21 protein-coding genes and 2 tRNA genes are annotated in these 26,249 nt (G+C 68.5%); 11 read left to right on the top strand and 12 right to left on the bottom strand.

All coding sequences use genetic code 11. From position 1 onward, the window contains the following. Positions 1 to 10: 10 nt before the first annotated feature. Genes lpxK through ALIDE2_RS14620 form a run of 3 tightly spaced genes read right to left on the bottom strand, consistent with a single transcriptional unit; the run spans position 11 to position 2,085 of the window. A complete protein-coding gene (lpxK, locus tag ALIDE2_RS14630) occupies positions 11 to 1,009 on the bottom strand; it encodes a tetraacyldisaccharide 4'-kinase (RefSeq protein WP_013519448.1) in 999 nt (332 codons plus the stop codon). A gap of 4 nt (positions 1,010 to 1,013) precedes the next feature. Further along, a complete protein-coding gene (locus ALIDE2_RS14625; RefSeq protein WP_013519447.1) occupies positions 1,014 to 1,439 on the bottom strand; it encodes an ExbD/TolR family protein in 426 nt (141 codons plus the stop codon). A 7-nt stretch (positions 1,440 to 1,446) separates the two neighbouring features. Then, positions 1,447 to 2,085 (bottom strand): MotA/TolQ/ExbB proton channel family protein, encoded by a 639-nt coding sequence (locus ALIDE2_RS14620; RefSeq protein WP_013519446.1) that lies wholly within the window; start codon positions 2,083 to 2,085, stop codon positions 1,447 to 1,449. Positions 2,086 to 2,447: 362 nt separating this feature from the next. Between ALIDE2_RS14620 and xseA the strand changes: the two genes are divergently transcribed. The 3 genes from xseA to ALIDE2_RS14605 all read left to right on the top strand — a co-directional run bounded on the left by xseA (position 2,448) and on the right by ALIDE2_RS14605 (position 7,046). After that, positions 2,448 to 3,785, top strand: a complete 1,338-nt coding sequence (gene xseA / locus ALIDE2_RS14615) for an exodeoxyribonuclease VII large subunit (RefSeq protein WP_013519445.1) — start codon at positions 2,448 to 2,450, stop codon at positions 3,783 to 3,785. Between the two features lie 142 nt (positions 3,786 to 3,927). After that, complete coding sequence (locus ALIDE2_RS14610) at positions 3,928 to 4,509, top strand: Fe-Mn family superoxide dismutase (protein WP_013722430.1); 582 nt, start codon at positions 3,928 to 3,930, stop codon at positions 4,507 to 4,509. Positions 4,510 to 4,808: 299 nt separating this feature from the next. Further along, a complete protein-coding gene (locus tag ALIDE2_RS14605) occupies positions 4,809 to 7,046 on the top strand; it encodes an NADP-dependent isocitrate dehydrogenase (protein ID WP_013722429.1) in 2,238 nt (745 codons plus the stop codon). Between the two features lie 69 nt (positions 7,047 to 7,115). Here the strand turns inward: ALIDE2_RS14605 and ALIDE2_RS14600 are convergent, their stop codons facing one another. Further along, positions 7,116 to 7,589 (bottom strand): DUF192 domain-containing protein, encoded by a 474-nt coding sequence (locus ALIDE2_RS14600; protein ID WP_013519442.1) that lies wholly within the window; start codon positions 7,587 to 7,589, stop codon positions 7,116 to 7,118. A 109-nt stretch (positions 7,590 to 7,698) separates the two neighbouring features. Continuing rightward, positions 7,699 to 7,950 carry a hypothetical protein gene (locus ALIDE2_RS24515; RefSeq protein WP_308411478.1) on the bottom strand — a complete coding sequence of 84 codons (252 nt, stop codon included), beginning with the start codon at positions 7,948 to 7,950 and terminating at the stop codon, positions 7,699 to 7,701. 161 nt (positions 7,951 to 8,111) lie between these two features. Here ALIDE2_RS24515 and icd point away from each other — a divergent pair, with 161 nt between their 5' ends. Then, the gene (icd, locus tag ALIDE2_RS14595) at positions 8,112 to 9,371 is read left to right on the top strand and encodes an NADP-dependent isocitrate dehydrogenase (RefSeq protein WP_013722428.1); all 1,260 of its coding nucleotides are present in this window, start codon (positions 8,112 to 8,114) and stop codon (positions 9,369 to 9,371) included. A gap of 284 nt (positions 9,372 to 9,655) precedes the next feature. On the opposite strand, the gene ALIDE2_RS14590 is transcribed toward icd, so the two are convergent. The 5 genes from ALIDE2_RS14590 to ALIDE2_RS14570 form a co-directional block, all read right to left on the bottom strand. Then, a complete protein-coding gene (locus tag ALIDE2_RS14590) occupies positions 9,656 to 10,258 on the bottom strand; it encodes an ATPase (RefSeq protein ID WP_013722427.1) in 603 nt (200 codons plus the stop codon). 1 nt (position 10,259) lies between these two features. Continuing rightward, entirely contained in the window at positions 10,260 to 10,586 is a 327-nt protein-coding gene (locus tag ALIDE2_RS14585) for a TA system antitoxin ParD family protein (RefSeq protein ID WP_013519439.1), read from the bottom strand. 568 nt (positions 10,587 to 11,154) lie between these two features. Beyond that, positions 11,155 to 11,230, bottom strand: a tRNA-Asn gene (locus tag ALIDE2_RS14580). A gap of 52 nt (positions 11,231 to 11,282) precedes the next feature. Continuing rightward, positions 11,283 to 11,358, bottom strand: a tRNA-Asn gene (locus ALIDE2_RS14575). A gap of 61 nt (positions 11,359 to 11,419) precedes the next feature. Beyond that, positions 11,420 to 11,839: a YbaN family protein gene (locus ALIDE2_RS14570; RefSeq protein WP_013722426.1), complete on the bottom strand. Its 420-nt coding sequence runs from the start codon at positions 11,837 to 11,839 to the stop codon at positions 11,420 to 11,422. 93 nt (positions 11,840 to 11,932) lie between these two features. Between ALIDE2_RS14570 and def the strand changes: the two genes are divergently transcribed. Both def and ALIDE2_RS14560 read left to right on the top strand, forming a co-directional pair. Then, positions 11,933 to 12,472 (top strand): peptide deformylase, encoded by a 540-nt coding sequence (gene def / locus ALIDE2_RS14565; RefSeq protein WP_013519437.1) that lies wholly within the window; start codon positions 11,933 to 11,935, stop codon positions 12,470 to 12,472. Between the two features lie 231 nt (positions 12,473 to 12,703). Continuing rightward, on the top strand, positions 12,704 to 14,182 hold the full coding sequence (locus ALIDE2_RS14560) for a nucleobase:cation symporter-2 family protein (protein ID WP_013519436.1): 1,479 nt from the start codon (positions 12,704 to 12,706) through the stop codon (positions 14,180 to 14,182). A 9-nt stretch (positions 14,183 to 14,191) separates the two neighbouring features. On the opposite strand, the gene ALIDE2_RS14555 is transcribed toward ALIDE2_RS14560, so the two are convergent. Together ALIDE2_RS14555 and map are read right to left on the bottom strand one after the other, a co-directional pair. Further along, complete coding sequence (locus ALIDE2_RS14555) at positions 14,192 to 16,816, bottom strand: [protein-PII] uridylyltransferase (protein WP_013722425.1); 2,625 nt, start codon at positions 16,814 to 16,816, stop codon at positions 14,192 to 14,194. Between the two features lie 47 nt (positions 16,817 to 16,863). After that, positions 16,864 to 17,682 carry a type I methionyl aminopeptidase gene (map, locus tag ALIDE2_RS14550; protein ID WP_013519434.1) on the bottom strand — a complete coding sequence of 273 codons (819 nt, stop codon included), beginning with the start codon at positions 17,680 to 17,682 and terminating at the stop codon, positions 16,864 to 16,866. A 180-nt stretch (positions 17,683 to 17,862) separates the two neighbouring features. On the opposite strand from map, the gene purL reads away from it, so the two are divergent. The 5 genes from purL (at position 17,863) to egtB (ending at position 26,246) form a co-directional block, all read left to right on the top strand. Next, entirely contained in the window at positions 17,863 to 21,882 is a 4,020-nt protein-coding gene (purL, locus tag ALIDE2_RS14545) for a phosphoribosylformylglycinamidine synthase (RefSeq protein WP_013722424.1), read from the top strand. A 103-nt stretch (positions 21,883 to 21,985) separates the two neighbouring features. Continuing rightward, a complete protein-coding gene (locus ALIDE2_RS14540; protein WP_013722423.1) occupies positions 21,986 to 22,978 on the top strand; it encodes a DUF808 domain-containing protein in 993 nt (330 codons plus the stop codon). A gap of 144 nt (positions 22,979 to 23,122) precedes the next feature. Further along, positions 23,123 to 23,713 (top strand): OmpW/AlkL family protein, encoded by a 591-nt coding sequence (locus ALIDE2_RS14535; protein ID WP_013519431.1) that lies wholly within the window; start codon positions 23,123 to 23,125, stop codon positions 23,711 to 23,713. A 249-nt stretch (positions 23,714 to 23,962) separates the two neighbouring features. Continuing rightward, positions 23,963 to 24,937, top strand: coding sequence for an L-histidine N(alpha)-methyltransferase (gene egtD, locus ALIDE2_RS14530; RefSeq protein WP_013519430.1), 975 nt, complete (start codon positions 23,963 to 23,965; stop codon positions 24,935 to 24,937). A 13-nt stretch (positions 24,938 to 24,950) separates the two neighbouring features. Next, a complete protein-coding gene (gene egtB, locus ALIDE2_RS14525; RefSeq protein WP_013722422.1) occupies positions 24,951 to 26,246 on the top strand; it encodes an ergothioneine biosynthesis protein EgtB in 1,296 nt (431 codons plus the stop codon). Positions 26,247 to 26,249 lie beyond the last annotated feature (3 nt).

Here is a 26,249-nt window from a genome sequence, read left to right as displayed (position 1 = left end):
GGTGCTCCTCTCAATGGGGTGGCGATGATAGCGAGGCCAGGCGCGCGTCCAGTGCGCCGAAGAAGGCGGGGGCGATGGACAGGCGCAGCGGCACGGCCAGCGCGTCGGGATGCGCGGGCCAGAGCTTGACGGCGTCCTTTTCGGTACAAATCAGCCTCAAGTGCTTGTCTGGCGGGCACTTCCAGCTAGAAAAATCGTAGTGGTCGGGCAGCGCCTCTTCGGTGGCGGGTCTCAGCCCTTTGGCGTGCAGCAGGGCAAAGAAGTCCTGCGGCCTGGCGATGGCGGCCAGCGCGTGCAGGGGCTCGCCCTGCAGCTGCGCCAGCGGCACCTGCCGGCCCGCGGCGTCCACGGCGTGGTCCGCCAGGGCGCGCGACAGCGCGAACTGCGGCGCGGGCCCGCCGGGCGCGGGGCCGGCGTGCAGCACGAGATCGACGGCGCGCGGCCAGGGCTCGCGCAGGGGGCCGGCGGGCAGCAGCCAGCCGTTGCCCACGCCTTCGTCGTTGAAGACGCAGACCTCCACGTCGCGCGCCAGCGCCAGGTGCTGCAGGCCGTCGTCGCAGACGATGATGTCTGTGGCGGGGTGGGCGACCAGCAGCGCGCGGCCGGCGTCCGCGCGCCGGCGTGCCACGAAGACCGGCACGCCGGCCGCGCGCGCGATCAGCAGCGGCTCGTCGCCCGCCTCGGCGGCGCTGGCCGTGGGCAGCACCTCGCGGCAATCACCGGTGGCGCGCCCGTAGCCGCGCGAGATGACGCCCGGGCGCCAGCCCGCAGCCCGCAGGTGGCGCACCACGGCCAGGGTCACGGGGGTCTTGCCGGCGCCGCCCGCGATGACGTTACCGACCACGATGACCGGCACGGGCAGGCGTTCGCTGCGCAGCAGCCGGGCGCGGTAGAGCGCGCGGCGCAGCGCCGTGAGCGTGCCGTACAGCAGGGACAGCGGCCACAGCGCCATGGCCAGCGGGCCGCGGCGCCGCCAGGCCTGGCGCAGCCGCGCGGCGTGGTCGGCCATTGGTTCACTTGCCGGCCGTGGCCGACGACTGGGTGGCGAAGGTGATCTGCGACAGGCCCACGCGGCGCGCGGCCTCCATCACCGTGACCACGGACTGGTGCGGCGCGGCGGCGTCGGCGCTGATGATGACCACGCTGTCGCGGCCCGCGGTGGCGGCCTCGGTGAGCGCCTGCGCCACCTGCTCGACGCGCTTGCCTTCCAGCGTGCTCTTGTTGACGGCGTAGCGCCCGTCGGCGGCCACCGAGACGATGACTTCCCGGGGATGGTCGCGCAGCTGCTGCGCGTCCGCCACGGGCAGGGTCAGCTGCAGCGCGGTGAACTTGCTGTAGGTGGTGGACAGCATCAGGAAGATCAGGATCACCAGCAGCACGTCGATGAACGGGATCAGGTTGATCTCCGGCTCTTCCTTCTGGCGGGGGCGGAAGTTCATGGCGGGGTTACTTGCGCAGGCGGCTGATGTGGCGCACGAACTGCTCGGAGGCGAGCTCCAGCGTCAGCAGGTAGGCGTCCACGCGGCTCCTGAAGTAGCGCCAGAAGATCAGCGTGGGAATGGCGATGATCAGGCCGAAGGCCGTGTTGTACAGGGCGATGGAGATGCCGTGCGCCAGCTGCGCCGGGTTGCCGCCGCCGGTGGCGCCCACGGCGCCCGTGCCGGCCTGCGAGCCGAAGATCTCGATCATGCCGATCACCGTGCCCAAGAGGCCCAGCAGCGGCGCGGCCGAGGCGATCGTGGCCAGGGCCGTGAGGTATTTCTCCAGGCGGTGGGCCACTTTGCGCCCCGCGCCCTCCATGGCGGCGCGCAGGTCTGCCTCGCTGCTCTGCGGGTTGCCGTTCAAGGCGCGCAGGCCGCTGGCCAGCACCTCGCCCAGGGCGGAGTTCTGCTCCAGCTGGGCCACCACGTCGGGCGCGGGAACGGCGCGCGAAGACACCGAGATGGCCTCGTCGAGCAGCTTCGGCGGGGCGACGCGGGCCGTCTTCAGGGCCATGAAGCGCTCGAACACCAGCGCCAGCGCCAGGATGGAGCACGCAATCAGGGGCCAGATGGGCCAGCCGGCGGCTTGTATGATCGACAGCAATTCTCACTCCGCACACGGTTGAAGGCAGCGCAGGATTATGGCGCAGCTTGCACGGGCGGCTTTTCGGCGGGCCCGGCGAACGCCGCAGCGCCGCCGCCTCTTCGCCAGCGGCGCTCGACCCACATTTTCTGTGGATAACTTTGTGGGAAACCACATGCACAGACCGCTCTGGACGGCGCCAATGCGTGGTTTGCTTGGAATGATGAAAATTTACGCATCAAAAAATTGTTCTGAATCAATGGGTTGCACGTGTCTGCGTGGTTTGCGGCGGGTCATGGGCAGTGCCTGCCGGATGCGCCCCGCTCGCCGGATTCTGTGGACTAGTCCGGCCGTCGCGGCGCCCTGCAGGCTCGGAGGGGCCTGTGTTTGAGCCCCCGCAGGCAGGCGTGGCGCCGCGTATCTGGGAAGTTGGCGCGCTATGCCGCGCCATTGCTGACACTTTGCAGGCGCGCTTCAACCCGATAGCTGTGCGCGGCGAGATCACGGGCTTCTCGCGCGCGTCCAGCGGGCATTGCTACTTCACGCTCAAGGACGGGCAGGGGCAGATCCGCTGCGCCATGTTCCGCCGCGCGGCCGACCTGCTGGACTTCATGCCGCGCGACGGCGAGCTGGTGGAGGTGCGCGGGCGCCTGGGCGTGTACGAGGCGCGCGGCGACCTGCAGCTCATCGTCGAGGGCCTGCGGCGCGCGGGGCAGGGGGCGCTGTTCGAGCAGTTCCTGCGGCTGAAGGCCCAGCTGGAGGCCGAGGGCCTGTTCGACGGCGCGCGCAAGCGGCCGCTGCCCGTCATGCCGCGCGGCATAGGCCTGGTCACCTCGCCGGGCGCGGCCGCCCTGCGCGACGTGGTGACGGCGCTCGCGCGGCGCGTGCCGCACATCCCGGTGGTGCTGGTGCCGGCCCTGGTGCAAGGCGCGCAGGCGCCCGCGTCGATCTGCGATGCGCTATCGAAACTGTATCTGCTTGCGCAGGCTGGGAGCGCCATGGAGGGCGATCCGGCATCGAAAACCGGGGCGCCGCCGCCCATCGACGTGATCCTGCTGGTGCGCGGCGGCGGCTCCATCGAGGACCTGTGGGCCTTCAACGACGAGCGCGTGGCCCGCACCATCGTGCAAAGCCCCGTGCCCCTGGTGAGCGGCGTGGGGCACGAGACCGACTTCACCATCGCCGACTTCTGCGCCGACCTGCGCGCGCCCACGCCCACGGCCGCGGCCGAGCTGGTGAGCGAGCCGCGCGCCGTCTGGCTGGGCGCGCTTGACTTGCTGGCCGGGCGGCTGCAGGACGCCGCGCAGCGCCAGATCGACCTGCGCCACCAACGGCTGGACCAGGCGTCCCAGCGCCTGGGACGGCCCTCGGGCCTCGTCGCCCAGCAGCGGCTGCGGCTGGCGGCTCTGGCCCAGCGCATGCGCCATGGAGTACTACTGAAAATGCAGCGCATGGCGCAGGCCAGCCAAGCGCTGGAGGCCAGTTTGCCGCAAGGCGTGCGGCGCAGCCTGGCGCAGCGCGGCGAGCGCCTGGAGCGCGCTGCGCTGCGGCTGGAGCTGCTCAACCCGCAGCTGGTGCTCGAACGCGGCTACGCCTTGCTGACCGACGCCGAGGGCCGCGCCGTGCTGCGGCCGTCCCAGGTGCGCCTGGGCGACGCCGTGCACGCCCGGCTGGCCGAGGGCGAGCTGGACCTCACCGTTGCGCAGCGCCGCCTCCTGTGACGGCGGCAATCCCGCACGCGTTGACGGGAGTCACGCTTCGCCTACAGCGGGGTTCGTCATTGCTTTCTAGAATGGCCGATGCCGCGCCGCGCCAATGGCGCCGGCGACCCGTTACCTACTACGACCCACGAAGGACTTGACCATGGAACACAAACTGCCTGCGCTGCCCTACGCCATCGACGCCCTCGCCCCCCACTACAGCCAGGAAACGCTGGAATACCACCACGGCAAGCACCACAACGCCTACGTGGTGAACCTGAACAATCTGCAGAAGGGCACCGAGTTCGAGAACATGACGCTCGAGGAGATCGTCAAGAAGTCCTCCGGCGGCATCTACAACAACGCGGCCCAGATCTGGAACCACACCTTCTTCTGGAACTGCATGACGCCCAACGGCGGCGGCGAGCCCGGCGGCGCGCTGGCCGCGGCCATCAACGCCAAGTGGGGCAGCTACGCCGCCTTCAAGGAAGCGTTCGTCAAGAGCGCCGTGGGCAACTTCGGCTCGGGCTGGACGTGGCTCGTGAAGAAGGCCGACGGCAGCGTGGACATCGTCAACACCGGCGCCGCCGGCACGCCCCTGACCACGGCCGACAAGGCCCTGCTGACGGTGGACGTGTGGGAGCACGCCTACTACATCGACTACCGCAACCTGCGTCCCAAGTTCGTCGAGACCTTCCTGGACAAGCTGGTGAACTGGAAGTTCGCCGAGGCCAACTTCGCCTGAGCCCGGCGAGGCCAAGCCGTACCGCGCAGGCCGAGTCAGGCCTAGTTGCCCACAGGGGCCCGGAGAGCGATCTCCGGGCCCCTTTTCGCATGTTTGGAATCGTGGCGACAGTCTTGTAGAAGACTTGCAAAAAAAAGTGCCAGTTTTCCCCATGATTTTTCGCAATACGATATTCGATTGCAAATTGCACGATTTTCCGGCGGCGACTCGCGCACAATCCGCCATGTCACATCGGATGACCGCGCGCATGGCCGCCGATCGGCGGCACAAACCTCTGTTTTTGTTACCTGAGAGACGAGATGAGCACCCAACAACCCACCATCATCTACACCCTGACCGATGAAGCGCCGCGCCTGGCAACGGCCTCATTCCTGCCCATCGTGCGCGGCTTCACGTCGGTGGCTGGTATCAACGTGGCCGAGAGCGACATCTCGGTGGCGGCCCGCATCCTGGGCGAGTTCGCGGACTATCTGACCGAGGAGCAGCGCGTGCCCAACACCCTGGCCGAGCTCGGCAAGAAGACGCTGGAGCCCGACGCCAACATCATCAAGCTGCCCAACATCAGCGCCTCGGTGAGCCAGCTCATGGCAGCCATCAAGGAACTGCAGTCCAAGGGCTACAAGATCCCCGACTACCCCGAGAACCCCGCCAACGAGCAGGACAAGGAAATCAAGGCGCGCTACGGCAAGTGCCTGGGCTCGGCCGTGAATCCCGTGCTGCGCGAGGGCAACTCCGACCGCCGCGCGCCCGCCGCCGTGAAGAACTACGCCAAGAAGCACCCGCACTCCATGGGCGAGTGGAAGCAGTGGTCGCAGACGCATGTCTCGCACATGCACCACGGCGACTTCTATCACGGCGAGAAGTCGATGACGCTGGACAAGGCGCGCGACGTGAAGATGGAGCTCATCACGGCCAGCGGCAAGGCCATCGTGCTCAAGCCCAAGGTCGCGCTGCAGGCCGGCGAGATCATCGACTCGATGTTCATGAGCAAGAAGGCGCTGTGCGAGTTCTACGAGCGCGAGCTCGACGACTGCAAGGAGGCCGGCATCCTGTTCTCGCTGCACGTCAAGGCCACGATGATGAAGGTTTCGCACCCCATCGTGTTCGGCCACTGCGTGAAAATCTACTACAAGGAAGCCTTCGAGAAGCACGGCAAGCTGTTCGACGAGCTGGGCATCAACGTCAACAACGGCATGGTCGATCTGTACGAGAAGATCAAGGTCCTGCCCGAGTCCAAGCGCGAGGAGATCATCCGCGACCTGCACGCCTGCCAGGAGGACCGCCCCGCGCTGGCCATGGTCGATTCGGCCAAGGGCATCACCAACTTCCACTCGCCCAACGACGTGATCGTCGATGCCTCGATGCCCGCCATGATCCGCGGCGGCGGCAAGATGTGGGGCGCAGACGGCAAGCCCTACGACTGCAAGGCCGTGATGCCCGAGTCCACCTTCGCGCGCATCTACCAGGAGATGATCAACTTCTGCAAGTGGCACGGCAACTTCGACCCGCGCACCATGGGCACCGTGCCCAACGTGGGCCTGATGGCGCAGAAGGCCGAGGAATACGGCTCGCACGACAAGACCTTCGAGATCGCGGAAGCCGGCGTGGCCAACATCGTGGACCTGGCCACCGGCGAGGTGCTGCTTTCGCAGAACGTGGAGCAGGGCGACATCTGGCGCATGTGCCAGGTCAAGGACGCGCCGATCCGCGACTGGGTCAAGCTCGCCGTCACGCGCGCGCGCAACTCGGGCATGCCGGCCGTGTTCTGGCTCGATCCCTATCGCCCGCACGAGAACGAGCTCATCAAGAAGGTCAACGCTTACCTCAAGGACCACGACACCGCGGGCCTGGACATCCAGATCATGAGCCAGGTGCGCGCCATGCGCTTCACGCTCGAACGCGTCGCCCGCGGCCTGGACACCATCTCGGTCACCGGCAACATCCTGCGCGACTACCTGACCGACCTGTTCCCCATCATGGAACTGGGCACCAGCGCCAAGATGCTGTCCATCGTGCCCCTGATGGCCGGCGGCGGCATGTACGAGACCGGCGCGGGCGGCTCCGCGCCCAAGCACGTGCAGCAGCTCGTGGAGGAGAACTACCTGCGCTGGGATTCGCTGGGCGAGTTCCTGGCGCTGGCCGTGTCGCTCGAAGACCTGGGCCTGAAGACCGGCAACGCCAGCGCCAAGCTGCTGGCCAAGACGCTGGACCAAGCCACGGGCAAGCTGTTGGACGAGAACAAGTCGCCCTCGCGCAAGGTCGGCGAGATCGACAACCGCGGCAGCCAGTTCTACCTGTCCCTGTACTGGGCCCAGGCACTGGCAGCGCAGACCGAGGACGCCGCGCTGGCCGCCAGGTTCGCTCCGCTGGCCAGGCAACTGGCCGCTGACGAGGCCAGGATCGTCGAAGAACTGCGTGCCGTGCAGGGCAAGCCGGCCGACATCGGCGGCTACTACCAGCCCGACCTCGCCAAGCTGGACGCGGTGATGCGCCCGAGCGCCACCTTCAACGCCGCCATCGCCTCGCTGGCCGCCTGAGAACGGCTTGGCGCACAAGAGAAACCGGCCCATGGGCCGGTTTCTTTTTTGGGGGGCGGGGAGCGCGGCCTATGGGCGCGCCGCCTTGAAGGGCTCGCCCGCCAACCTGCTGCCCGCCTTCAGTCCCTTCCTGGCGAACCAGCCCTGGTTCATCTCCAGCACGAAGCGCACGGGCCTGGCGGAGCAGTGGGAGTCCTCGCTCATGGGCTTCATGTCGGCAAGGTTCACGATGGTGCCGTCATCGGCCACGAAGGCGGCGGTGAGCGGCAGCAGCGTGTTCTTCATCCAGAAGCACTGCGTGGCGGGCTGCTCGAAGACGAACAGCATCCCCTCGTGCTGCGGCATGTCGCGGCGGAACATCAGGCCGATCTGGCGCTCCTGCGGCGAGGCAGCCACCTGGGCGTCAATGCGGTGCATGCCCGCCGTGATCTCCACGCGCCGCAGATCCATCTGCGGGCCCACCTGCGCCCATGTTCCGGTGCAGACAAGGGCCAGGGCCAGAAGATGCGTCGGGCGCGGCAAGCGCAGGGGCGAGATATTCATGGGGCGAAACAAAGGCTGAAGTGGAGCGGGGCTTGAATCCGGGCAAGAAAAAACCCGCAAAACAGGAAGCTATTTTGCGGGTTTTCGGGCCAGGACCCCGGAAGGGGGCTCAGGCCGCGGACTTCTTGGTGCGCTTTTTGGCGTGCTTCTTGTGGGGCGCCTTGGTCGCCTTCTTGGCAGCAGCCTTGGCTTCGGGGGCTGGCGCGGCCGCGGCAGGCGCTGCGGTTACCGCTGGAGCGGCCGGAACAGCGGGGGCAGCCGGAGCCTGTGCGAATGCACCTGCAGCGAACATACCGGCGGTCAGGACAGCTAGGAGTTTTTTCATATATGCCAATTCCTTGTAGGGGTCGGTGATCGCCACGCGCAAACCCGCGCATGGCCTCCCTTCAACGGCCTGCCGTTGCCGCCGTTGACAGGGATATGCGAGGGACATGGTGAACAGGCCCTAGAATCTTTGGACTTTTGCGGCCAGGCCGGACATAAGCGGGAACAGCCTGGCGACAACCACCGGAGACCCATTCCATGACCAGCTACCAGCACATCAAGGTGCCTGCCGAAGGCCAGAAGATCACCGTCCAAGCCGACATGTCCTTGAACGTGCCGGACCAGCCCATCATCCCCTACATCGAGGGCGACGGCACGGGCGTGGACATCACGCCCGTGATGCTCAAGGTGGTGGATGCGGCTGTGGCCAAGGCCTATGGCGGCCGCCGCAAGATCCACTGGATGGAGGTCTATGCGGGCGAGAAATCCACCCGCGTCTATGGCCCCGACGTGTGGCTGCCCGAGGAAACCCTGCACGCCGTGCGCGACTACGTGGTCTCGATCAAGGGGCCGCTGACCACGCCGGTGGGCGGCGGCATCCGTTCGCTGAACGTGGCCCTGCGCCAGGAGCTGGATCTCTACGTCTGCCTGCGGCCCGTGCAGTATTTCAAGGGCGTGCCCTCGCCGGTCAAGGAGCCGCACAAGACCAACATGGTGATCTTCCGCGAGAACTCGGAGGACATCTATGCCGGCGTCGAGTTCGAGGCCCAGTCCGACAAGGCGAAGAAGCTCATCAAGATCCTGCAGGACGAGTTCGGCGTCAAGAAGATCCGCTTTCCGGAAACCTCCGGCATCGGCATCAAGCCCGTGTCCAGGGAAGGCACGCAGCGCCTGGTGCGCAAGGCCATCCAGTATGCGATCGACAACGACAAGCCCAGCGTGACCCTGGTGCACAAGGGCAACATCATGAAGTTCACGGAAGGCGCCTTCCGCGACTGGGGCTATGAGCTCGCGGCCGAGGAGTTCGGCGCCACGCCGATCGACGGCGGCCCGTGGATGCGCCTGAAGAACCCGCGCACGGGCAAGGAAATCACCATCAAGGACAGCATCGCCGACGCCTTCCTGCAGCAGATCCTGCTGCGCCCGGCCGAGTACAGCGTGATCGCCACGCTCAACCTCAACGGCGACTACATCTCCGACGCGCTGGCCGCGCAGGTGGGCGGCATCGGCATCGCGCCCGGCGCCAACATGTCCGACTCCGTGGCCATGTTCGAGGCCACGCACGGTACGGCGCCCAAGTACGCGGGCAAGGACTACGTGAACCCCGGCTCGGAAATCCTGTCGGCCGAGATGATGCTGCGCCACATGGGCTGGACCGAGGCCGCCGACCTCATCATCCAGTCCATGGAAAAGGCCATCCAGAGCAAGAAGGTGACCTACGACTTCGCGCGCCTCATGGAGGGCGCGACCCAGGTGAGCTGCTCGGGCTTCGGGCAGGTCATGATCGACAACATGTGATCCCGTTCCATCCCGGTGTTCCAGGTGGCATGAAAGCCCTGTGTCCCTCTGTGGTTACAACCACGACCGAGTTCAAGCCTTCGGGCTTTGGCCTCTGATCGTCCAACTTCTGGGGGCAGTTCAACCGGAGCGGGGCGGGCTTATCAAAATAAATAGCGGCTACTGCTTGTCAATCCTTGGTTTCATGCACGAAGTGCATTGAAACCAAGGAGGGGAGCGCGATAAAAGCTATTTTTTCAGTAGCGCACGAAGCCTGGCACCTGCGGCCGGGCGTGCTGCCGGCGCTACCTGCCCAGCATCGTCCGCGCCCATGCCGGCAGGGAGCCGGCCGGTTCGATGGTGCCTGCCCCGCTGCGCACCGCGACCAGGCGGGGGCCGCCCGCGCTCGTATCGACGGCATCGTAGAGATAGGCAACGTCCGCCAGCCGCACCGCCTGGGCGAGCAGGACCATGGTGCGCGGGTAGCGCGCCAGGATGCGCTCGGGCGGTACCGGATGGCCGCCTTCGCGCACGCGCTGCGCCACGCGCCCGAGCAGGCGCTGAGGATCGTCCAGTGCGACCACGTGCAGCGCAACCGTGTAGCCCTGGCGCTGCGCGCTGGCGATCAATTCGAGCTTGGAGGGGTGCGAGAACACCGTCTCGCTGGCGAAAGGCTGGCGCGCGGCCAGGAGCGCGGCGCGGCGTCCGTCGGCCCAGGCCCGTGCGGCCTGTGAGCGCCGCAGAGGATCGGTAATGTGCTGCAGGTGGTCGCGTTCGTGCAGGTCGGCATTCACGAACTCCAGCGGCGGCCCGAGGATGCCTTCGCGCACCAGCGCGCGGTAGAGCGTGGACTTGCCCGCGCCATTGGGGCCGGCCAGCAGGTGGAACCAGAGCGGGGCAGCCGCCATGTCAGGCGGTGCGGGCCTGGTTGCCCTGCACCACCTCGCGCACGCGCTCGGCCAGCGAGCCGCGCGCCTGGGCCGCCAATAGCCGCGCGGTCAGGGCATCGACCGAGGCCGGCGCGGTGGCGCTGGAGCGTTCGGCGGCGGCTTCGTATTGCTCGATGGCGGTGCGCGCTTCCTGCACGCTCAGGCCCGTGTGCTCGACGATCTGGCCCAGCGTGGCCCAGTATTCGATCTGGCTGGCCACCGAGCGGCGCATGGGCTGCGCGGCCTGGCGGGCCTGCTCGACGAGCGTGTTAGGAAGCTTGACGGATGCGAAAGCGGTCTGGGCCATGGCGTTCTCCTGATTGGCGCATTTTGCGCCAATTTGCCGAGCATTGCCATCGCTGCTCCCGCAGGCCGGCAAAAGGCCGTTGCGACGGCTCGCACGAAAAAAAGAGGACTGGGGCGTGATCCGGGAGGCCTACGCACACCGGCGCGACTGGGTGCAGGAACGTGCCGAGCGCCGGGGCGTAATCGTGAAGGACCTGCGCTCGCTGGAGCGGTCGCGCTCCAAGCTGTTCTCCATCCTGGAAGAGCACGGGCGCGATACGCCGAACCTGGGCGACCTGACCAAGCGCCTGCGCGAGCTCAACGAGAACATCAAGCTGCTGGAGAAGGCCCTGACGGATCTGGAAAACGAGACGCTGGCGCCGCCCGAAGTCGGGGCCATCGACCCGGCCGAGGCCTCGCAAGCGTTGCGGGGGTTGGTGATGGACTGCAACGACCCGAAGAAACTGCGCGAGTTTGTGAGATCGTTCGTCAAGGAAATAACGGTGGGCGACGTGGAAGTTCTGGTGGACTACCACCCCGAATGCCTGGTGCAGTTGGACAACCGCACCAGGATTCGCAGTGCCGAGAATTGGCTCCTCAACCTGGGCTCGAACCAGGGACCTACGGATTAACAGTCCGGCGCTCTACCGACTGAGCTATTGAGGAATGATCGGTATCGTTATGGGAAGGCCTTGTGCGATTGCAAGGCCTGAAATGTTGGCTCCCCGACCTGGGCTCGAACCAGGGACCTGCGGATTAACAGTCCGTCGCTCTACCGACTGAGCTATCGGGGAACAAGCCTTAAATTATATACACAAAACCAGCCCGGTCCGGACACATTCTGGCTGTCCCCGGTCAGCGCTGCGGCTCGGGGCGCAGCCACAGCCAGGTGAGCACGCAGGCCATGCTCACGCATCCGCTGGTGGCGGCCCAGAGCGGAATGTTGATCCAGAGCAGGATGAGGGCGCACAGCACCATCAGGCAGGTGGCGCTCCACTTGGCATGGCGGCTCACGCGCCCGCCGTTGTGCCAGTTGCGCAGCATGGAGCCGAAGAGCGGGTGGTGCCAGAGCCAGCGGTACAGGCGCGGCGAGCTGCGGGCCGCGGCCCAGGCGGCCATGAGGATGAACACCGTGCTGGGCAGGCCGGGCACGACGACGCCGATCACCCCCAGGGCCAGGCACAGGCCGGCGAACAGCAGCAGCAGCCAGCGCGCCACTGCCGGCAGGGGCACCTGCTCGGGTACGGGAGGCACTTCCTCGGAGGGCTGCGGCATGGCTTGTATTGTGCAGGCATTGCGCGGGGGTATGCTCCATGGCCCGGGCAGCATCATGCCCTTTGGCCGTTACCCCGCTTGCATACATCCCAGATGACCCAGCGCACCATTCTGAAGATGGGCGACCCGCGCCTGCTGCGCGTGGCCCGGCCCGTCACCCGCTTCGACACCGATGAACTGCATGGGCTGCTGGCCGACCTGCTCGACACCATGCATGCCGCCAACGGCGCCGGCCTGGCGGCGCCACAGATCGGCGTGGACCTGCAGGTGGTGGTGTTCGGCTCGGGTGCGCCCAATCCGCGCTACCCCGATGCGCCCGTCGTGCCGCGTACCGTGCTGATCAATCCGGTGGTCACGCCCATCGGCGACGAGGAGTCGCTCGATTGGGAGGGGTGTCTGTCGGTGCCCGGAATGCGCGGCATGGTGCCGCGTTGGCAGACGGTGCGCTACACCGGCTTCGACGTCCGCGGCGAGCCGATAGACCGCACGGTCAGCGGCTTTCATGCGCGCGTGGTGCAGCACGAATGCGACCACCTGTGGGGCAAGCTCTACCCCATGCGTATGCGCGACTTCAGCCAGTTCGGCTTCACCGAGGTGTTGTTCCCGGACATCGGCACGGTCGAGGACGAGTGAGGCGGCCGCGGCCCGTTCGCGGGCCGCGAATGGTGGGAAGAAGGGTCAAAGACTGTATACATAACAGTATGCAATTTTTCCCGTAGCTGCTCGTAAAGTGCCACGCATGCCGTGGTCGAAGAGGCTGGGTGCGATGGCGAAAACGACGCGTATCCCGCAAAAAAAGAGGACGGCGCAGCGAACCAAGAGGCCGCGAAGAGCCCTGTTCCAAGGACCCATCAGGAGACGACGATGAACACGCATTCCCTCAACTCCGCCCATGCGACCCCACGGCCGGAGGACGAAAACCTGGGCCTGGGTGCCAACCTAGCCTATGGGTTGCAGCATGTGCTGACCATGTACGGCGGCATCGTCGCCGTGCCGCTGATCGTGGCCGAGGCGGCCGGCATGCCGGCCTCTGACACCGGCCTGCTCATCACCGCCTGCCTGTTCATGGGCGGCGTGGCCACGCTGCTGCAGACCCTGGGCATCCCGTTCTTCGGCAGCCGTCTGCCGCTGGTGCAGGGCGTGTCGTTCGCCGGCGTGGCCACCATGGTCAGCATCCTGCAGACCGGCGGCGGCATGCAGGGCATCCTGGGTGCGGTGATGGCTTCGGCCGTTCTGGGCCTGCTGATCGCTCCGGTGTTCTCCAAGGTCACGCGCTTTTTCCCGCCGCTGGTCAATGGCTGCGTCATCACGGTGATCGGCCTGTCGCTGATCCCCGTGGCGGCGCACTGGGCCATGGGGGGCAACGCCCGCGCGGCCGACTACGGCAGCATGGGCAACATCGCGCTGGCGGGCATTGCGCTGGTGACCGTGCTGGTGCTCTCCAAGCTGGGCAATGCCGCGATTTCGCGCCTGTCGATCCTGCTGTCCATTGTCATCGGCACGCTGGTGGCGGCCCTGCTGGGTAAGGCGGATTTCTCGCAGGTGGCGCAGGGCGCGTGGTTCGCCATTCCCGCGCCGCTGCACTTCGGCTGGCCGGTGTTCAACGCCGCGGCCATCCTGTCGATGTTCATCGTCATCCTGGTCATCCTGGTCGAGACTTCCGCCGACGTGCTGGCGGTGGGCGACATCGTGGGCACGCGCGTCGATTCGCGCCGCCTGGGCGACGGCCTGCGCGCCGACATGCTGTCGAGCATCGTCGCGCCGCTGTTCGGCTCGTTCACGCAAAGTGCCTTTGCGCAGAATGTGGGCCTGGTGGCCGTCACGGGCGTCAAGAGCCGCTTCGTCGTGGCCTACAGCGGCCTGATCCTGATTGCGCTGGGCGTGCTGCCCGTCATGGGCCGCGTGGTGGCCTGCGTGCCGCCGTCGGTGCTGGGCGGCGCCGGGCTGGTGCTGTTCGGCACGGTGGCGGCCAGCGGCATACGCACCCTGTCCAAGGTGGACTACCAGAACAACATGAACCTGATCGTGGTCGCCACCTCGGTGGGCGCGGGCCTGATTCCCGTCGTCGCGCCCAAGTTCTACGCGCAGTTCCCCGACTGGTTCGCGACCATTTTCCACTCCGGCATCAGCGCCACGGCCCTGGTCGCCATCGTGCTCAACCTGCTGTTCAACCACTTCAAGCGGGGCAACTCGGACCAGCAGTCGGTGTTCGTCGCGGCCTCCGACCGCACGCTGAGCGCGCATGTGCTGGCCAGCCTGTACGACGGCGACGTGGTGGTCGACGGCAAGCTCTACGACAAGAACGGCAGGCTGGTGCCCGTGGCGGGCGCGCACGCGCACTGACGCGCCGATCTACTGATCCGCCAGCGCCTGCAGCAGTTCGGTCTCGATGCGGATCTGCTGTGCGTTGCTCTGCAGCTCCGGGCCCTGCACCAGGAAGGTGTCCTCTACGCGCTCGCCCAGAGTGCTGACCTTGGCCAGCTGCACGTTCAGGCCATGGCGCGAGAGTACGCGCGCCACCATGTACAGCAGGCCGGCGCGGTCGCTGGCGGAGATGCTGATGAGCCAGCGCTGGGCCTGCTCGTCGGGGCGCAGCGTCACGCGCGGCGCGATGGGGAAGCTCTTGACGCGGCGCGACACGCGCCTGCGCGCGGGCTCGGGCAGCGCGCCCTGGTCCTCGATGGCGCGCTGCAGGTCGCTCTCGACCATGTGGATGAGCTCGCGGTAGGCGCCGGGCTGGCTGGAGGCCACGACCTGGAACGTGTCCAGCGCGTGGCCGTTGCGCGCCGTGTGCACGCGCGCGTCCAGGATGGAGAAGCCCGCCCGGTCGAAGTAGCCGCAGATGCGGGCGAACAGGTCGGCCCGGTCGGGCGCGTAGACCAGCACCTCCAGCCCCTCGCCGGCCAGGGACAGGCGGGCGCGCACGATGGCCCGCGTGCTGCCCACGTGGCGCGAGAGGTGGCGCGTGTGCCAGGCGATGTCGGGCGCCTCGTGGCGCATGAAGTAGCTCACGTCCAGCGTCCCCCACAGGCGCTTGTGCGCCTCGTGGGGCAGGGCGCTCAGGGCCAGCAGGATCAGCGCCTCGCGTTTGCGCGCCTCGATCTCGGCGGCGGCGTCGGGCGCGCGCCCGCCCAGCATGCGCAGCGTGGCGCGGTACAGGTCTTCGAGCAGCTTGCCCTTCCAGGCGTTCCAGACCTTCGGGGACGTGCCGCGGATGTCGGCCACGGTGAGCAGGTACAGGGCGGTGAGGTAGCGCTCGTTGCCCACGCGCCGCGCGAACGCCGCGATCACGCCGGGGTCGGACAGGTCCTGCTTCTGCGCCACCTGGCTCATGGTGAGGTGCTCGGCCACGAGGAATTCGATGAGCCGCGCGTCCTCGCGCTCCACGCCGTGCTGGCGGCAAAAGTGCCGAGCCTCCTGCGCGCCGATCTGCGAATGGTCGCCGCCGCGGCCCTTGCCGATGTCGTGGAACAGCGCCGCGACGTACAGGATCCAGGGCTTGTCCCAGCCCGCAGCCAGCTGCGAGCAGAACGGGTACTCGTGCGCATGTTCGGCCATGAAGAAGCGCCGCATGTTGCGCAGCACCATGAGGATGTGCTGGTCCACCGTGTAGACGTGGAACAGGTCGTGCTGCATCTGGCCCACGATGCGGCGGAACGGCCACAGGTAGCGCCCCAGCACCGAGGTCTGGTTCATGAGCCGCATGGCGTGCGTGATGCCGCGCGGCTGGCGCAGTATCTGCATGAACAGCGCGCGGTTGGCCGGGTCGTGGCGAAAGCGCCTGTCCATCACGGCGCGCGCGTTGTAGAGCGCGCGCAGCGTGCGCGCAGACAGGTCCTTCAGGCCCAGCGTGCTCTCATAGAGCAGGAAGGTCTCCAGGATGGCGTGCGGGTGCTTCTCGTACAGGTCGTCGCTGGCCACCTCGATGAGCCCGGCCTTCTCGAAGAAGCGCGGGTTGATGGGGCGCAGCTCGTGCGTGGAGGGGTTGAGCCGCTCTTCTATGCCCAGCAGCAGGATCTGGCTGAGCTGCGACACGGCCTTGGCGGCCCAGTAGTAGCGGCGCATCAGCGTTTCGCTGGCGCGCATGGCCAGCCCCCGGCCGTCCGGCGCGGTGGAGCGGTAGCCGAAGGCCTCGGCCACGGCGGTCTGCAGGTCGAACACCAGGCGGTCCTCGCGCCGCTCCGCGAGCACGTGCAGGCGCGCGCGGATGAGGAACAGCAGCGCCTCGTTGCGCTCGATCTGGCGCACCTCGAAGGGCGTGGCCAGGCCGCTGGCCTCCAGCTCGCGCCAGGTGCGGCCCAGCCCCGCCGCGCGGGCCGCCCACAGGATGATCTGCAGGTCGCGCAGGCCGCCGGGCGATTCCTTGCAGTTGGGCTCCAGCGCGTAGGGCGTGTCCTCGTACTTGGTGTGGCGCTGGCGCATCTCCAGCGTCTTGGCGACCAGGAAGGCGCGCGGGTCCATCTGCGCGTCGTAGCGCCGGCGGAAGTCCTCGAACAGCGCCGCGCTGCCGCACACCAGGCGCGATTCCAGCAGCGCGGTCTGCACCGTCACGTCGGCGGCGGACTCCGCCAGGCACTCGGCCGTGGTGCGCACGCTGGAGCCGATCTCCAGGCCCGCGTCCCAGCAGCTGCCGATGAAGGCCTCGATGGGCTTGCGCGCCTCGTCGGCGCACGCCTGCGTGCCGTCGGGCAGCAGCAGCAGCACGTCCACGTCGGAATGCGGGAACAGCTGGGCACGCCCGTAGCCGCCCACTGCCACCAGGGCCCAGCTCTGCGGCAGCTGCGCGTGCGTCCACAGCCGGCACAGCACCGTGTCGGCCAGCGCGGAAAGCCTGCGCAGCAGGCTGCGGATGCCGCGCGTGGAGGCGTCGGGCACGTGCAGCCTGGCCAGCAGGGCGGCCTTGTCCTGGCGGTAGCCGTCGCGCAGCGCGTGCAGAGAGGCGGAGTCGGAAGGGGGCAGAGGATGGCGTGATGACATGAGATGGACTTAGCAAGAACCGTGCGCGCCGGCTCCGTGCCAGGCCCTCAGGTGGTGGTGGCCTTCACGAACGGGGGCAGAGGGGGCGAGCCCGCCGACAGCGTGAGCACGTCGTAGCCCGTGGGCGTGACCAGCACCGTGTGCTCCCACTGGGCCGACAGGCTGCGGTCCTTGGTGATGATGGTCCAGCCGTCCTGGCCCAGTTCCTTGATGTCGCGCTTGCCCTGGTTGAGCATGGGCTCGATGGTGAAAGTCATGCCGGGCACCAGTTCCTGGCCGGTGCCGGGGCGGCCGTAGTGCAGCACCTGGGGGTCTTCGTGGAATTTCTGGCCTATGCCGTGGCCGCAGAACTCGCGCACCACCGACAGGCCGTGGCCCTCGGCGAACTTCTGGATGGCGTGGCCGATGTCGCCCAGGCGCGCGCCGGGCCTGACCTGCTGTATGCCCAGCCACATGGCCTCGTAGGTCAGGGCCGAGAGGCGCTTGGCGGCGATCGAGCATTCGCCGATCATGTACATACGGCTGTTGTCGCCGTACCAGCCGTCCTTGGTGATCACGGTGACGTCCACGTTGACGATGTCGCCCTTCTTGAGCGGCTTGTCGTTCGGTATGCCGTGGCACACCACGTGGTTGACCGAGGTGCACAGGTGGCCCGGGTAGGGCGGATAGCCCGGCGGCTGGTAGCCGATGGTGGCGGACACCGTTCCCTGGCTGACCATGCACTCGGCGCCCAGGCGGTCGATTTCGGCGGTGGTGATGCCGGGCTTGATGTGGGGGGTGATGTAGTCCAGCACTTCGGAGGCCAGGCGGCAGGCCTCGCGCATGCCGGCAATGCCTTGGGCGTCTTTGATGGTGATGCTGCTCATGGCGGAAATTATCCCATTCGCATTCATCCCCTGCAGGCGCCCGGCCGGGGCGCAGGTGGCCGCCGTTAAAATGCCGGGTTGCCACGAATACGCGCCACGGGGCGCGGCGGCCCCATTCAGCGGCCGCCGGCGCCCGGCGGCGGCAAGCCTTTTCCTCCCATCACTCCAGGCCGCTACACCGTGACCTTGCACATCACCACGCTGGAGGGCGGCAATGCCCTCAGTACCTTCCGCGCCCAGCAACTGCTGCCCCAGCTGCAGGCCATCCATCCCAAGATCGAAGGCATTGCCGCGCGCCACGTGCACCTGGTCGCGCAGGACGCCGCCCCCACGCCGGCCGGGCAGGAGCGCCTGGCAGCGCTGCTGTGCTATGGCGATCCCTACGGCGGCCCGGCCGACGGCGTGGCGCTTCTCGTCACGCCGCGCCTGGGCACGGTCTCGCCCTGGGCGTCCAAGGCCACCGACATCGCCCGCAACTGCGGCCTGGCCGTGCGCCGCGTCGAGCGCATCACCGAATACCGCATCAGCCTCAAGGGCGGGCTGCTCGGCGGCAGGCCCGAGCTGAGCGACGGACAGCTGCAGCAGGTCGCCGCGCTGCTGCACGACCGCATGACTGAATCGGTGGTGGCCAGCCGCGCCGAGGCCGGGCGCCTGTTCACCGAGCTGCAGGCCGAGCCCATGGCCTTCGTCGACGTGCTGCAGGGAGGCCGCGTCGCCCTGGAGGCCGCCAACAAGGCCTGGGGCCTGGCGCTGGCCGACGACGAGATCGACTACCTCGTGAACGCCTTCACGGGCCTGGCGCGCAACCCCACGGACGTGGAGCTGATGATGTTCGCCCAGGCCAACAGCGAGCATTGCCGCCACAAGATCTTCAACGCCCAGTTCACCATCGACGGCGTGGCGCAGGACAAGAGCCTGTTCGGCATGATCCGCAACACCGAGGCCGTCTCGCCCCGGCACACCATCGTGGCCTATGCCGACAACGCCTCCATCATGGAGGGCAGCGAGATCGAGCAATTCTTTGCCAGATTCGACTCCGGCGCAGATAGGGTAAGCGCTCCTAGCTATCAAAAGAGAAGCGGAACGCACCACGTGCTGATGAAGGTGGAAACGCACAACCACCCCACGGCCATCTCGCCCTTCCCCGGCGCCGCGACCGGCGCGGGCGGCGAGATCCGCGACGAGGGCGCCACGGGCCGCGGCTCCGAGCCCAAGGCCGGCCTGACAGGCTTCACCGTCTCCAAACTGTGGGGCAGCGAGGTGGGCCGGCCCGGGCACATCGCCAGCCCGCTGCAGATCATGACCGAGGGCCCGCTGGGCGGCGCGGCCTTCAACAACGAATTCGGCCGTCCCAACCTGTGCGGCTACTTCCGCGAGTACGAGCAGCAGGTGGGAGACGTCACGCGCGGCTACCACAAGCCCATCATGATCGCGGGCGGCCTGGGCACCATCGACGCGCGGCATACCAAGAAGATCGAATTCCCCGCCGGCACGCTGCTGATCCAGCTGGGCGGGCCCGGCATGCGCATCGGCATGGGCGGCGGCGCCGCCAGCTCCATGGCCACGGGCACGAACGCGGCCGAGCTGGACTTCGATTCCGTGCAGCGCGGCAACCCCGAGATCGAGCGCCGCGCGCAGGAGGTCATCAACCACTGCTGGGCTCAAGGAGAGCAGAACCCCATCCTCGCCATCCACGACGTGGGCGCGGGCGGCCTCTCGAACGCCTTCCCCGAGCTGACGAACGACGCCGGCCGCGGCGCGCGCTTCGACCTGCGCGCCGTGCCGCTGGAGGAGTCGGGCCTGGCGCCCAAGGAGATCTGGTCCAACGAGAGCCAGGAGCGCTACGTGCTCGCCATCGCGCCCGAGTCGCTGGCCCGGTTCACGGCCTTCTGCGAGCGCGAGCGCTGCCCGTTCGCCGTGATCGGCGTGGCGACCGAGGAGCGCCGGCTGGTGCTGGAGGACACGGCCGTGGCCGAAGGCGCGCAGAAGTACCCCGTGGACATGCCCATGGACGTGCTGCTGGGCAAGCCCCCCCGCATGCACCGCGACGTCGCGAGCGTGCGGCGCAGCTTCGCCCCGCTGAACGTGGACGGCCTGCCGCTGGAGAAGGCCGTGATCGAGGTGCTGGCCCACCCCACGGTGGCCTCCAAGCGCTTCCTCATCAACATCGGCGACCGGGCCGTGGGCGGCCTCACGCACCGCGACCAGATGGTCGGCCCCTGGCAGGTGCCCGTGGCCGACGCGGCCGTGACCCTGGCCGACTACCGGGGCTTCGCCGGCGAGGCCATGGCCATGGGCGAGCGCACGCCGCTGGCCGCCATCGACGCGCCGGCATCCGGCCGCATGGCCGTGGCCGAGGCCATCACCAACCTGCTGGCCGCGCCCATCGAGCTGCCGCGCGTGAAGCTGTCGGCCAACTGGATGGCCGCCTGCGGCGAGCCCGGCGAGGACGCCGCCCTGTACGAGACCGTGAAGGCCGTGGGCATGGAGCTGTGCCCGCGGCTGGGCATCTCCATCCCCGTGGGCAAGGACAGCCTGTCCATGCGCACGCAGTGGACCGAGGGCGGCGAGGTGAAGAAGGTCACCTCGCCCGTGAGCCTGATCGTCACCGCCTTCGCCACGCTGGCCGACGTGCGCGGCACGCTCACGCCGCAACTCGATGCCAGGGAGGAAGACAGCACCTTGGTGCTCATCGACCTGGGCCGCGGCAGGAATCGCATGGGCGGCTCCATCCTGGGCCAAGTGCTGGGCCAGAGCGGCCACGAGACGCCCGACCTGGACGATCCCAAGGACCTCGTCGCGCTCGTCGATGCCGTGAACGCGCTGCGTGCCAAGGGGCAGATCCTGGCCTACCACGACAGGAGCGACGGCGGCCTGCTGGCCACCGTGGCCGAGATGGCCTTCGCGGGCCAGGTGGGCGTGGCGCTGAACGTGGACATGCTGATCACCGAGGGCGACGGCATCAGCGACAGCCGCATGGACAGCGGCGAGGGCAAGAACTGGGGCGCGCAGGTCAGCGGCCGGCGCGAGGCCCAGACCCTGGCCGCGCTGTTCAACGAAGAGCCCGGCGTGGTGCTGCAGATCCGCACGGCCGACCGCGCCGCCGTCATGCAGACCCTGCGCGAACACGGCCTGATCCAGTGCAGCCACGCCATCGGCAAGACGCGCCCCATGGCGTCGCCGGTGGACGCCGGCAAGGGCGAGCTGCAGGTCTGGCGCGACGCGAAGAAGGTGTTCGGCGCCAGCCTGTCCGACCTGCACCAGGTCTGGGACGCCGTGAGCTGGAAGATCTGCCAGCAGCGCGACAACCCCGCATGCGCCGACAGCGAGCATGCCGCCGCCGGCGATCCGGCCGACCCTGGCCTGTACGTGCGCCTCACGTTCGACCCGCTGGATGACGTGGCCGCGCCCTATCTTCAGCTTGCCCGGCCCAGGGTGGCCGTGCTGCGCGAGCAGGGCGTGAACTCGCACGTGGAGATGGCCTACGCCTTCACCGAGGCCGGCTTCGAGGCTTTCGACGTGCACATGACCGACCTGCAGGCCGGCCGCGCCCGCCTGGAGGACTTCGCCGGCGTGGTCGCCTGCGGGGGCTTCAGCTACGGCGACACGCTGGGCGCGGGCATAGGCTGGGCGCGCTCCATCACCTTCAACGAGCGCCTGTCCGAGCAGTTCCAGCGCTTCTTCGGCCGCGGCGACACCTTCGCCCTGGGCGTGTGCAACGGCTGCCAGATGTTCGCTGAGCTGGCCGACATCATCCCCGGTGCCGAGGACTGGCCGCGCTTCACCACCAACCAGAGCCACCGCTTCGAGGCGCGCCTGTCCATGGTCGAGGTGCTCGACTCGCCCAGCCTGTTCCTGCAGGGCATGGCCGGCAGCCGCCTGCCCATCGTGGTCTCGCACGGCGAGGGCTATGCCAACTTCGAGCGCCGCGGCAACGCCGGTCGGGCAGTGGCGGCCATGCGCTTCGTGGACAACCACGGCCAGCCCACCGAGCGCTACCCGTTCAACCCCAATGGCTCGCCCGGGGGCCTGACGGCCGTGACCACCCGGGACGGCCGCTTCACGGCCATGATGCCGCACCCCGAGCGGGCGTTCCGCAACATCCAGATGAGCTGGACCGACCTGGCCGCCACCGGAGGCCCGGAGGCCCTGAGCCCCTGGATGCGCATCTGGCGCAACGCGCGTAAATGGGTCGGCTGACACACCCCTTGGCACTACCAAAACGATAGCCCCTGGCGCTTGGCACACAAGCGCCAGGGGCTTTTCTGTTCATAATGCCGGCTCCCTTTTCCTGGAGTGATTCATGGCCGGTGCCAGCCTTCTGACCCTGCTCGACGACATTGCCACCATCCTGGACGACGTGGCGCTCATGTCCAAGCTCGCTGCCAAGAAGAGCGCCGCCATGGCTGACGACGTGTCGGCCATGACCAAGGTCGCGGCGCAGAAGACGGCCGGCGTGCTGGGCGACGACCTGGCGCTCAACGCGCAGCAGGTCACGGGCGTGCGAGCCGAGCGTGAGGTGCCCGTGGTCCTGGCCGTGGCCAAGGGCTCGCTGGGCAACAAGGCGATCCTGGTGCCGGCGGCGCTGCTCATCAGTGCCTTCGCGCCATGGGCCGTGACGCCGCTGCTCATGCTGGGCGGGGCCTTCCTGTGCTTCGAGGGCTGCGAGAAGCTGGCGCACAGGTTCCTGCATACGCCCCAGGAGGATGCGGCCGCCCATGCGCGCCACGCCCAGGCCAACGCCGACCCGGCCGTGGACCTGGCGGCGCTGGAGAAGGACAAGATCAAGGCCGCGGTGCGCACCGACTTCATCCTCTCGGCCGAGATCATCGCCATCACCCTGGGCGCGGTGGCCGCCGCGCCGCTGGTGCAGCAGGTCGCCGTGCTGGCCGGCATTGCCGCCCTGATGACCGTGGGCGTCTACGGCCTGGTGGCGGGCATCGTGAAGCTCGACGACCTGGGCCTGTGGCTCAGCCGCCGGCCCGGCGCCGCCGCGCAGGCGCTGGGGCGAGGCATCCTGGCGGCGGCGCCGTGGCTCATGAAGGCGCTGTCGGTGCTGGGCACGGCGGCCATGTTCCTCGTGGGGGGCGGCATTCTGGTGCACGGCGTGCCGGCGCTGCACCATGCCGTGGCAGCCGCGGGCGCGGCGGCGGGCGGCTGGCCCCTGGGCGGCCTGTGGGCCCTGCTGGCCAGCAGCCTGCTCAACGCCCTGGTGGGGGTCGTGGCCGGCGCCATCGTCCTGGCCGGATGGACGCTGCTCGGGCGCCTGCGCGGCACGGCTGCGTCGCACGGATAGGCTGTCACTTTTTTGTGACACGCTGGCAAATGCCTATGGACAAAGACATTTGGAAATTGATCTATAGCAAAGTTGACCATTTTGCTGGTAGGCCTAATGGGTGTACGGGGGCCGTCCCCGTTCAACCGTATAGAGATGCCTGAAATGAAAAAGAACCTGCTGGCCTTGGCTGTCCTGTGTGCGATGACTTCCGGTGCTGCGTACGCACAGCAGCAGGACGGACAATGGATGGTGCGCGCCCGTGCCGTGCACCTTGACAGCTCCAACGGCGGCGCCGCGGGTGCGGCTGGCGTGAGCATCAACGACAAGTGGATCCCGGAAGTGGATGTGTCGTACTTCTTCACGCCCAACTTCGCGGCCGAACTGATCCTGACCTACCCGCAAAAGCACGACGTGCGCCTGAACGGCGGCAAGATCGGCACGCTCAAGCACCTGCCGCCCACGCTGCTGGGCCAGTACCACTTCACCGGCATGGGCGCGTTCAAGCCCTATGTGGGCGCGGGCGTTAACTACACGCGCTTCTCCAGCGTGGACATCGCTGGCGGCGCGCTGACCGTGAAGAAGAACAGCTGGGGCCCGGCGCTGCAGGTGGGCTTCGACTACGCGCTGGACAAGAACTGGTCGCTCAACTTCGACGTGAAGAAGGTCTACATCGACACCACGGTCAGCGGCGGCATCGGCAAGTTCAAGGTCGATCCCGTGCTGGTGGGCCTGGGCGTGGGCTACCGCTTCTGATTCCGGGGTTTTCGTCCTCTGCTGGGGAAGGGCTGGTGCATGTGGGGCGCCAGCCCTTTTTACTTTTGATAGCTGGTGGCGCTTGCCGGGCGTGCCTTCCAGCGCTTTTTCTTGGATAAACGGCAGGGCGGCCTGCCACGCGCGGCGCGCCGGCGCAAGGGGGCGCGCGCAATTTGCGCGGCCGTCCTACCCGCAATGCATGCCTTGGCCTGCGCCGCGCCGGGGACTTGCGCCCTACGCTGCGGCGTTATGCCCGCCATCGCCCCCTCCCTTGCGTTGTCGCGCCAGGCGCAGCCCGTGGGGCAGGCGTATGCGGCGTGCCGGCGCGAGATCACGGACGCCCTGCTGGCGCCGCGGGCGAGCATCTCGCCCAAGTATTTCTACGACCGGCGCGGCTCCGAGCTGTTCGAGGCCATCACGCGCCTGCCCGAGTACTACCTCACGCGCACCGAGCGCGCCCTCATGCGCCGCCACGGCCGCGCCATTGCCGAGGCGGTGGGCGCGGGCCGCGTGGTGATAGAACCCGGCGCGGGCAGCTGCGACAAGGCACGCGACCTGTGCCGCCGGCTGGCGGCCACGCATTTCGTGGGCGTGGACATCTCGGCGGACTACCTGCAGGGCGCCGTCGCGCGCCTGCGCGCGGCGCTGCCAGGGCTGGACGCGCGCGCGGTGGGCGGCGACATCACGGCCGGCCTGCGGCTGCCGCCGGACATTCCGGGGCAGCGGCGCCTGGTGTTCTACCCGGGCTCGTCCATCGGCAACTTCGACCCGCCGCAGGCCGTGGCGCTGCTGGCGCAGATGCGCGCGCTGGCGCAGGGCGGCGGGGCTTTGCTGATCGGCGTCGACCTGCCCAAGCCCAGGGCCGTGCTGGAGGCGGCCTACGACGACGCCGCGGGCGTGACCGCCGCCTTCAACCGCAACGTCCTGGCGCACGTCAACAGTCTGATCGGCAGCGACTTCGACCCGCGCCAATGGCGGCACCGGGCGTTCTTCAACCCGGTCGCCTCGCGTATCGAGATGCACCTGGAGGCCCTGGGCCCGCAACGCGTGCGCTGGCCCGGCGGCGGGCGCGACTTCGCGGCGGGCGAGCGCATCCATACCGAGAACAGCTACAAGCACCCCCTGCCGGCATTCACCGCGCTGCTGCGCCAGGCGGGTTTTGCCGGCACCCAGAGCTGGACGGACGCGCGCGGCTGGTATGCCGTGGTGCATGCGCGCGCATGAAAGGACCCGTGCCATGAACGCTCCAGGCCCTCCACCCGCGTCCCTCGTCGGGGACGTCGATGCCGCGCACCGCTATGCGGCCGTGCGCGTCGCCACCGAGGCGCTGGCGCAGCCGCTGTCGGCCGAGGACTGCTGCGTGCAATCCATGCCCGACGCCAGCCCCGCCAAGTGGCACCTGGCGCACACCACCTGGTTCTTCGAGACCTTCATCCTGGAGGCGCACGAGCAGGGCTTCCGCCCCTTCGACCCCGCCTACCGCGTGCTGTTCAACTCCTACTACCAGGGCGTGGGGCGCCAGCATCCGCGCCCGCAGCGTGGCCTGCTGACCCGCCCGCCGCTGGCCACGGTGCTGGCCTATCGCGCCGACGTGGACGCGCGCATGCGGCGCCTGCTGGAGCGGGGCGCCCCGCCGGCCGGGCTGGGTGCGTTGCTGGAGCTGGGCCTGCAGCACGAGCAGCAGCACCAGGAACTACTCGTCACCGACATCAAGCACCTGCTGTGGTGCAACCCCCTGTGGCCCGCGTACCGCGATGCGCCGGCGCCGCCGCCGCCCGGGCGCGCTGGCGCGGCGCAGGCCGGCTGGCGGCGGTTCGATGGCGGGCTGGTCGAGATCGGCCACGCGGGCGAGGGCTTCGCGTTCGACAACGAGCTGCCGCGCCACGCCGTCTACCTGCGGCCCTACGAGCTGGCGACGCGCCTGGTCACGAACGCGGACTACCTGGCCTTCATGGCCGATGGCGGCTACCGCGACCCCGCGCACTGGCTGGCCGAGGGCTGGGACTGGTGCTGCGCCCAGCAGATCGCCCATCCCCTGTACTGGCGCAGGGACGAGAGCGGCTGGAGCGAATTCACGCTGGCCGGCGGTCGGCCGCTGGCGCCGCTGCAGCCCGTGGCGCATCTGTCGTACTACGAGGCCGACGCCTACGCCCGCTGGGCCGGCGCGCGCCTTCCCACCGAGGCCGAGTGGGAGGCCGCCGCGGCCCGGGCCGCCGGCGTGGACCAGGGCCACTTCGCCGACAGCGGCGCGCTGCACCCGCGCCCCGCGCAGCCGGCGCAGGGCGGGGCGCTGCGGCAGATGTTCGGCGACGTGTGGGAGTGGACCCGGTCCAGCTACGCGCCGTACCCCGGCTTCAGCCCCGCGCCGGGGGCCGTGGGCGAATACAACGGCAAGTTCATGGTGAACCAGTACGTGCTGCGCGGCGGCTCCTGCGCCACGCCGGCGGGCCATGCGCGCGCGAGCTACCGCAACTTCTTCCCGACCGGCGCTCGCTGGCAGTTCACGGGGCTGCGGCTGGCGCGGGACTCCTGAAAC

Source organism: Alicycliphilus denitrificans K601, assembly GCF_000204645.1.
GTDB classification, from domain to species: domain Bacteria; phylum Pseudomonadota; class Gammaproteobacteria; order Burkholderiales; family Burkholderiaceae_C; genus Alicycliphilus; species Alicycliphilus denitrificans.
The sequence above is the reverse complement of the archived record's forward strand: the minus strand, read 5'-3'. Positions and strand labels throughout refer to the sequence as shown.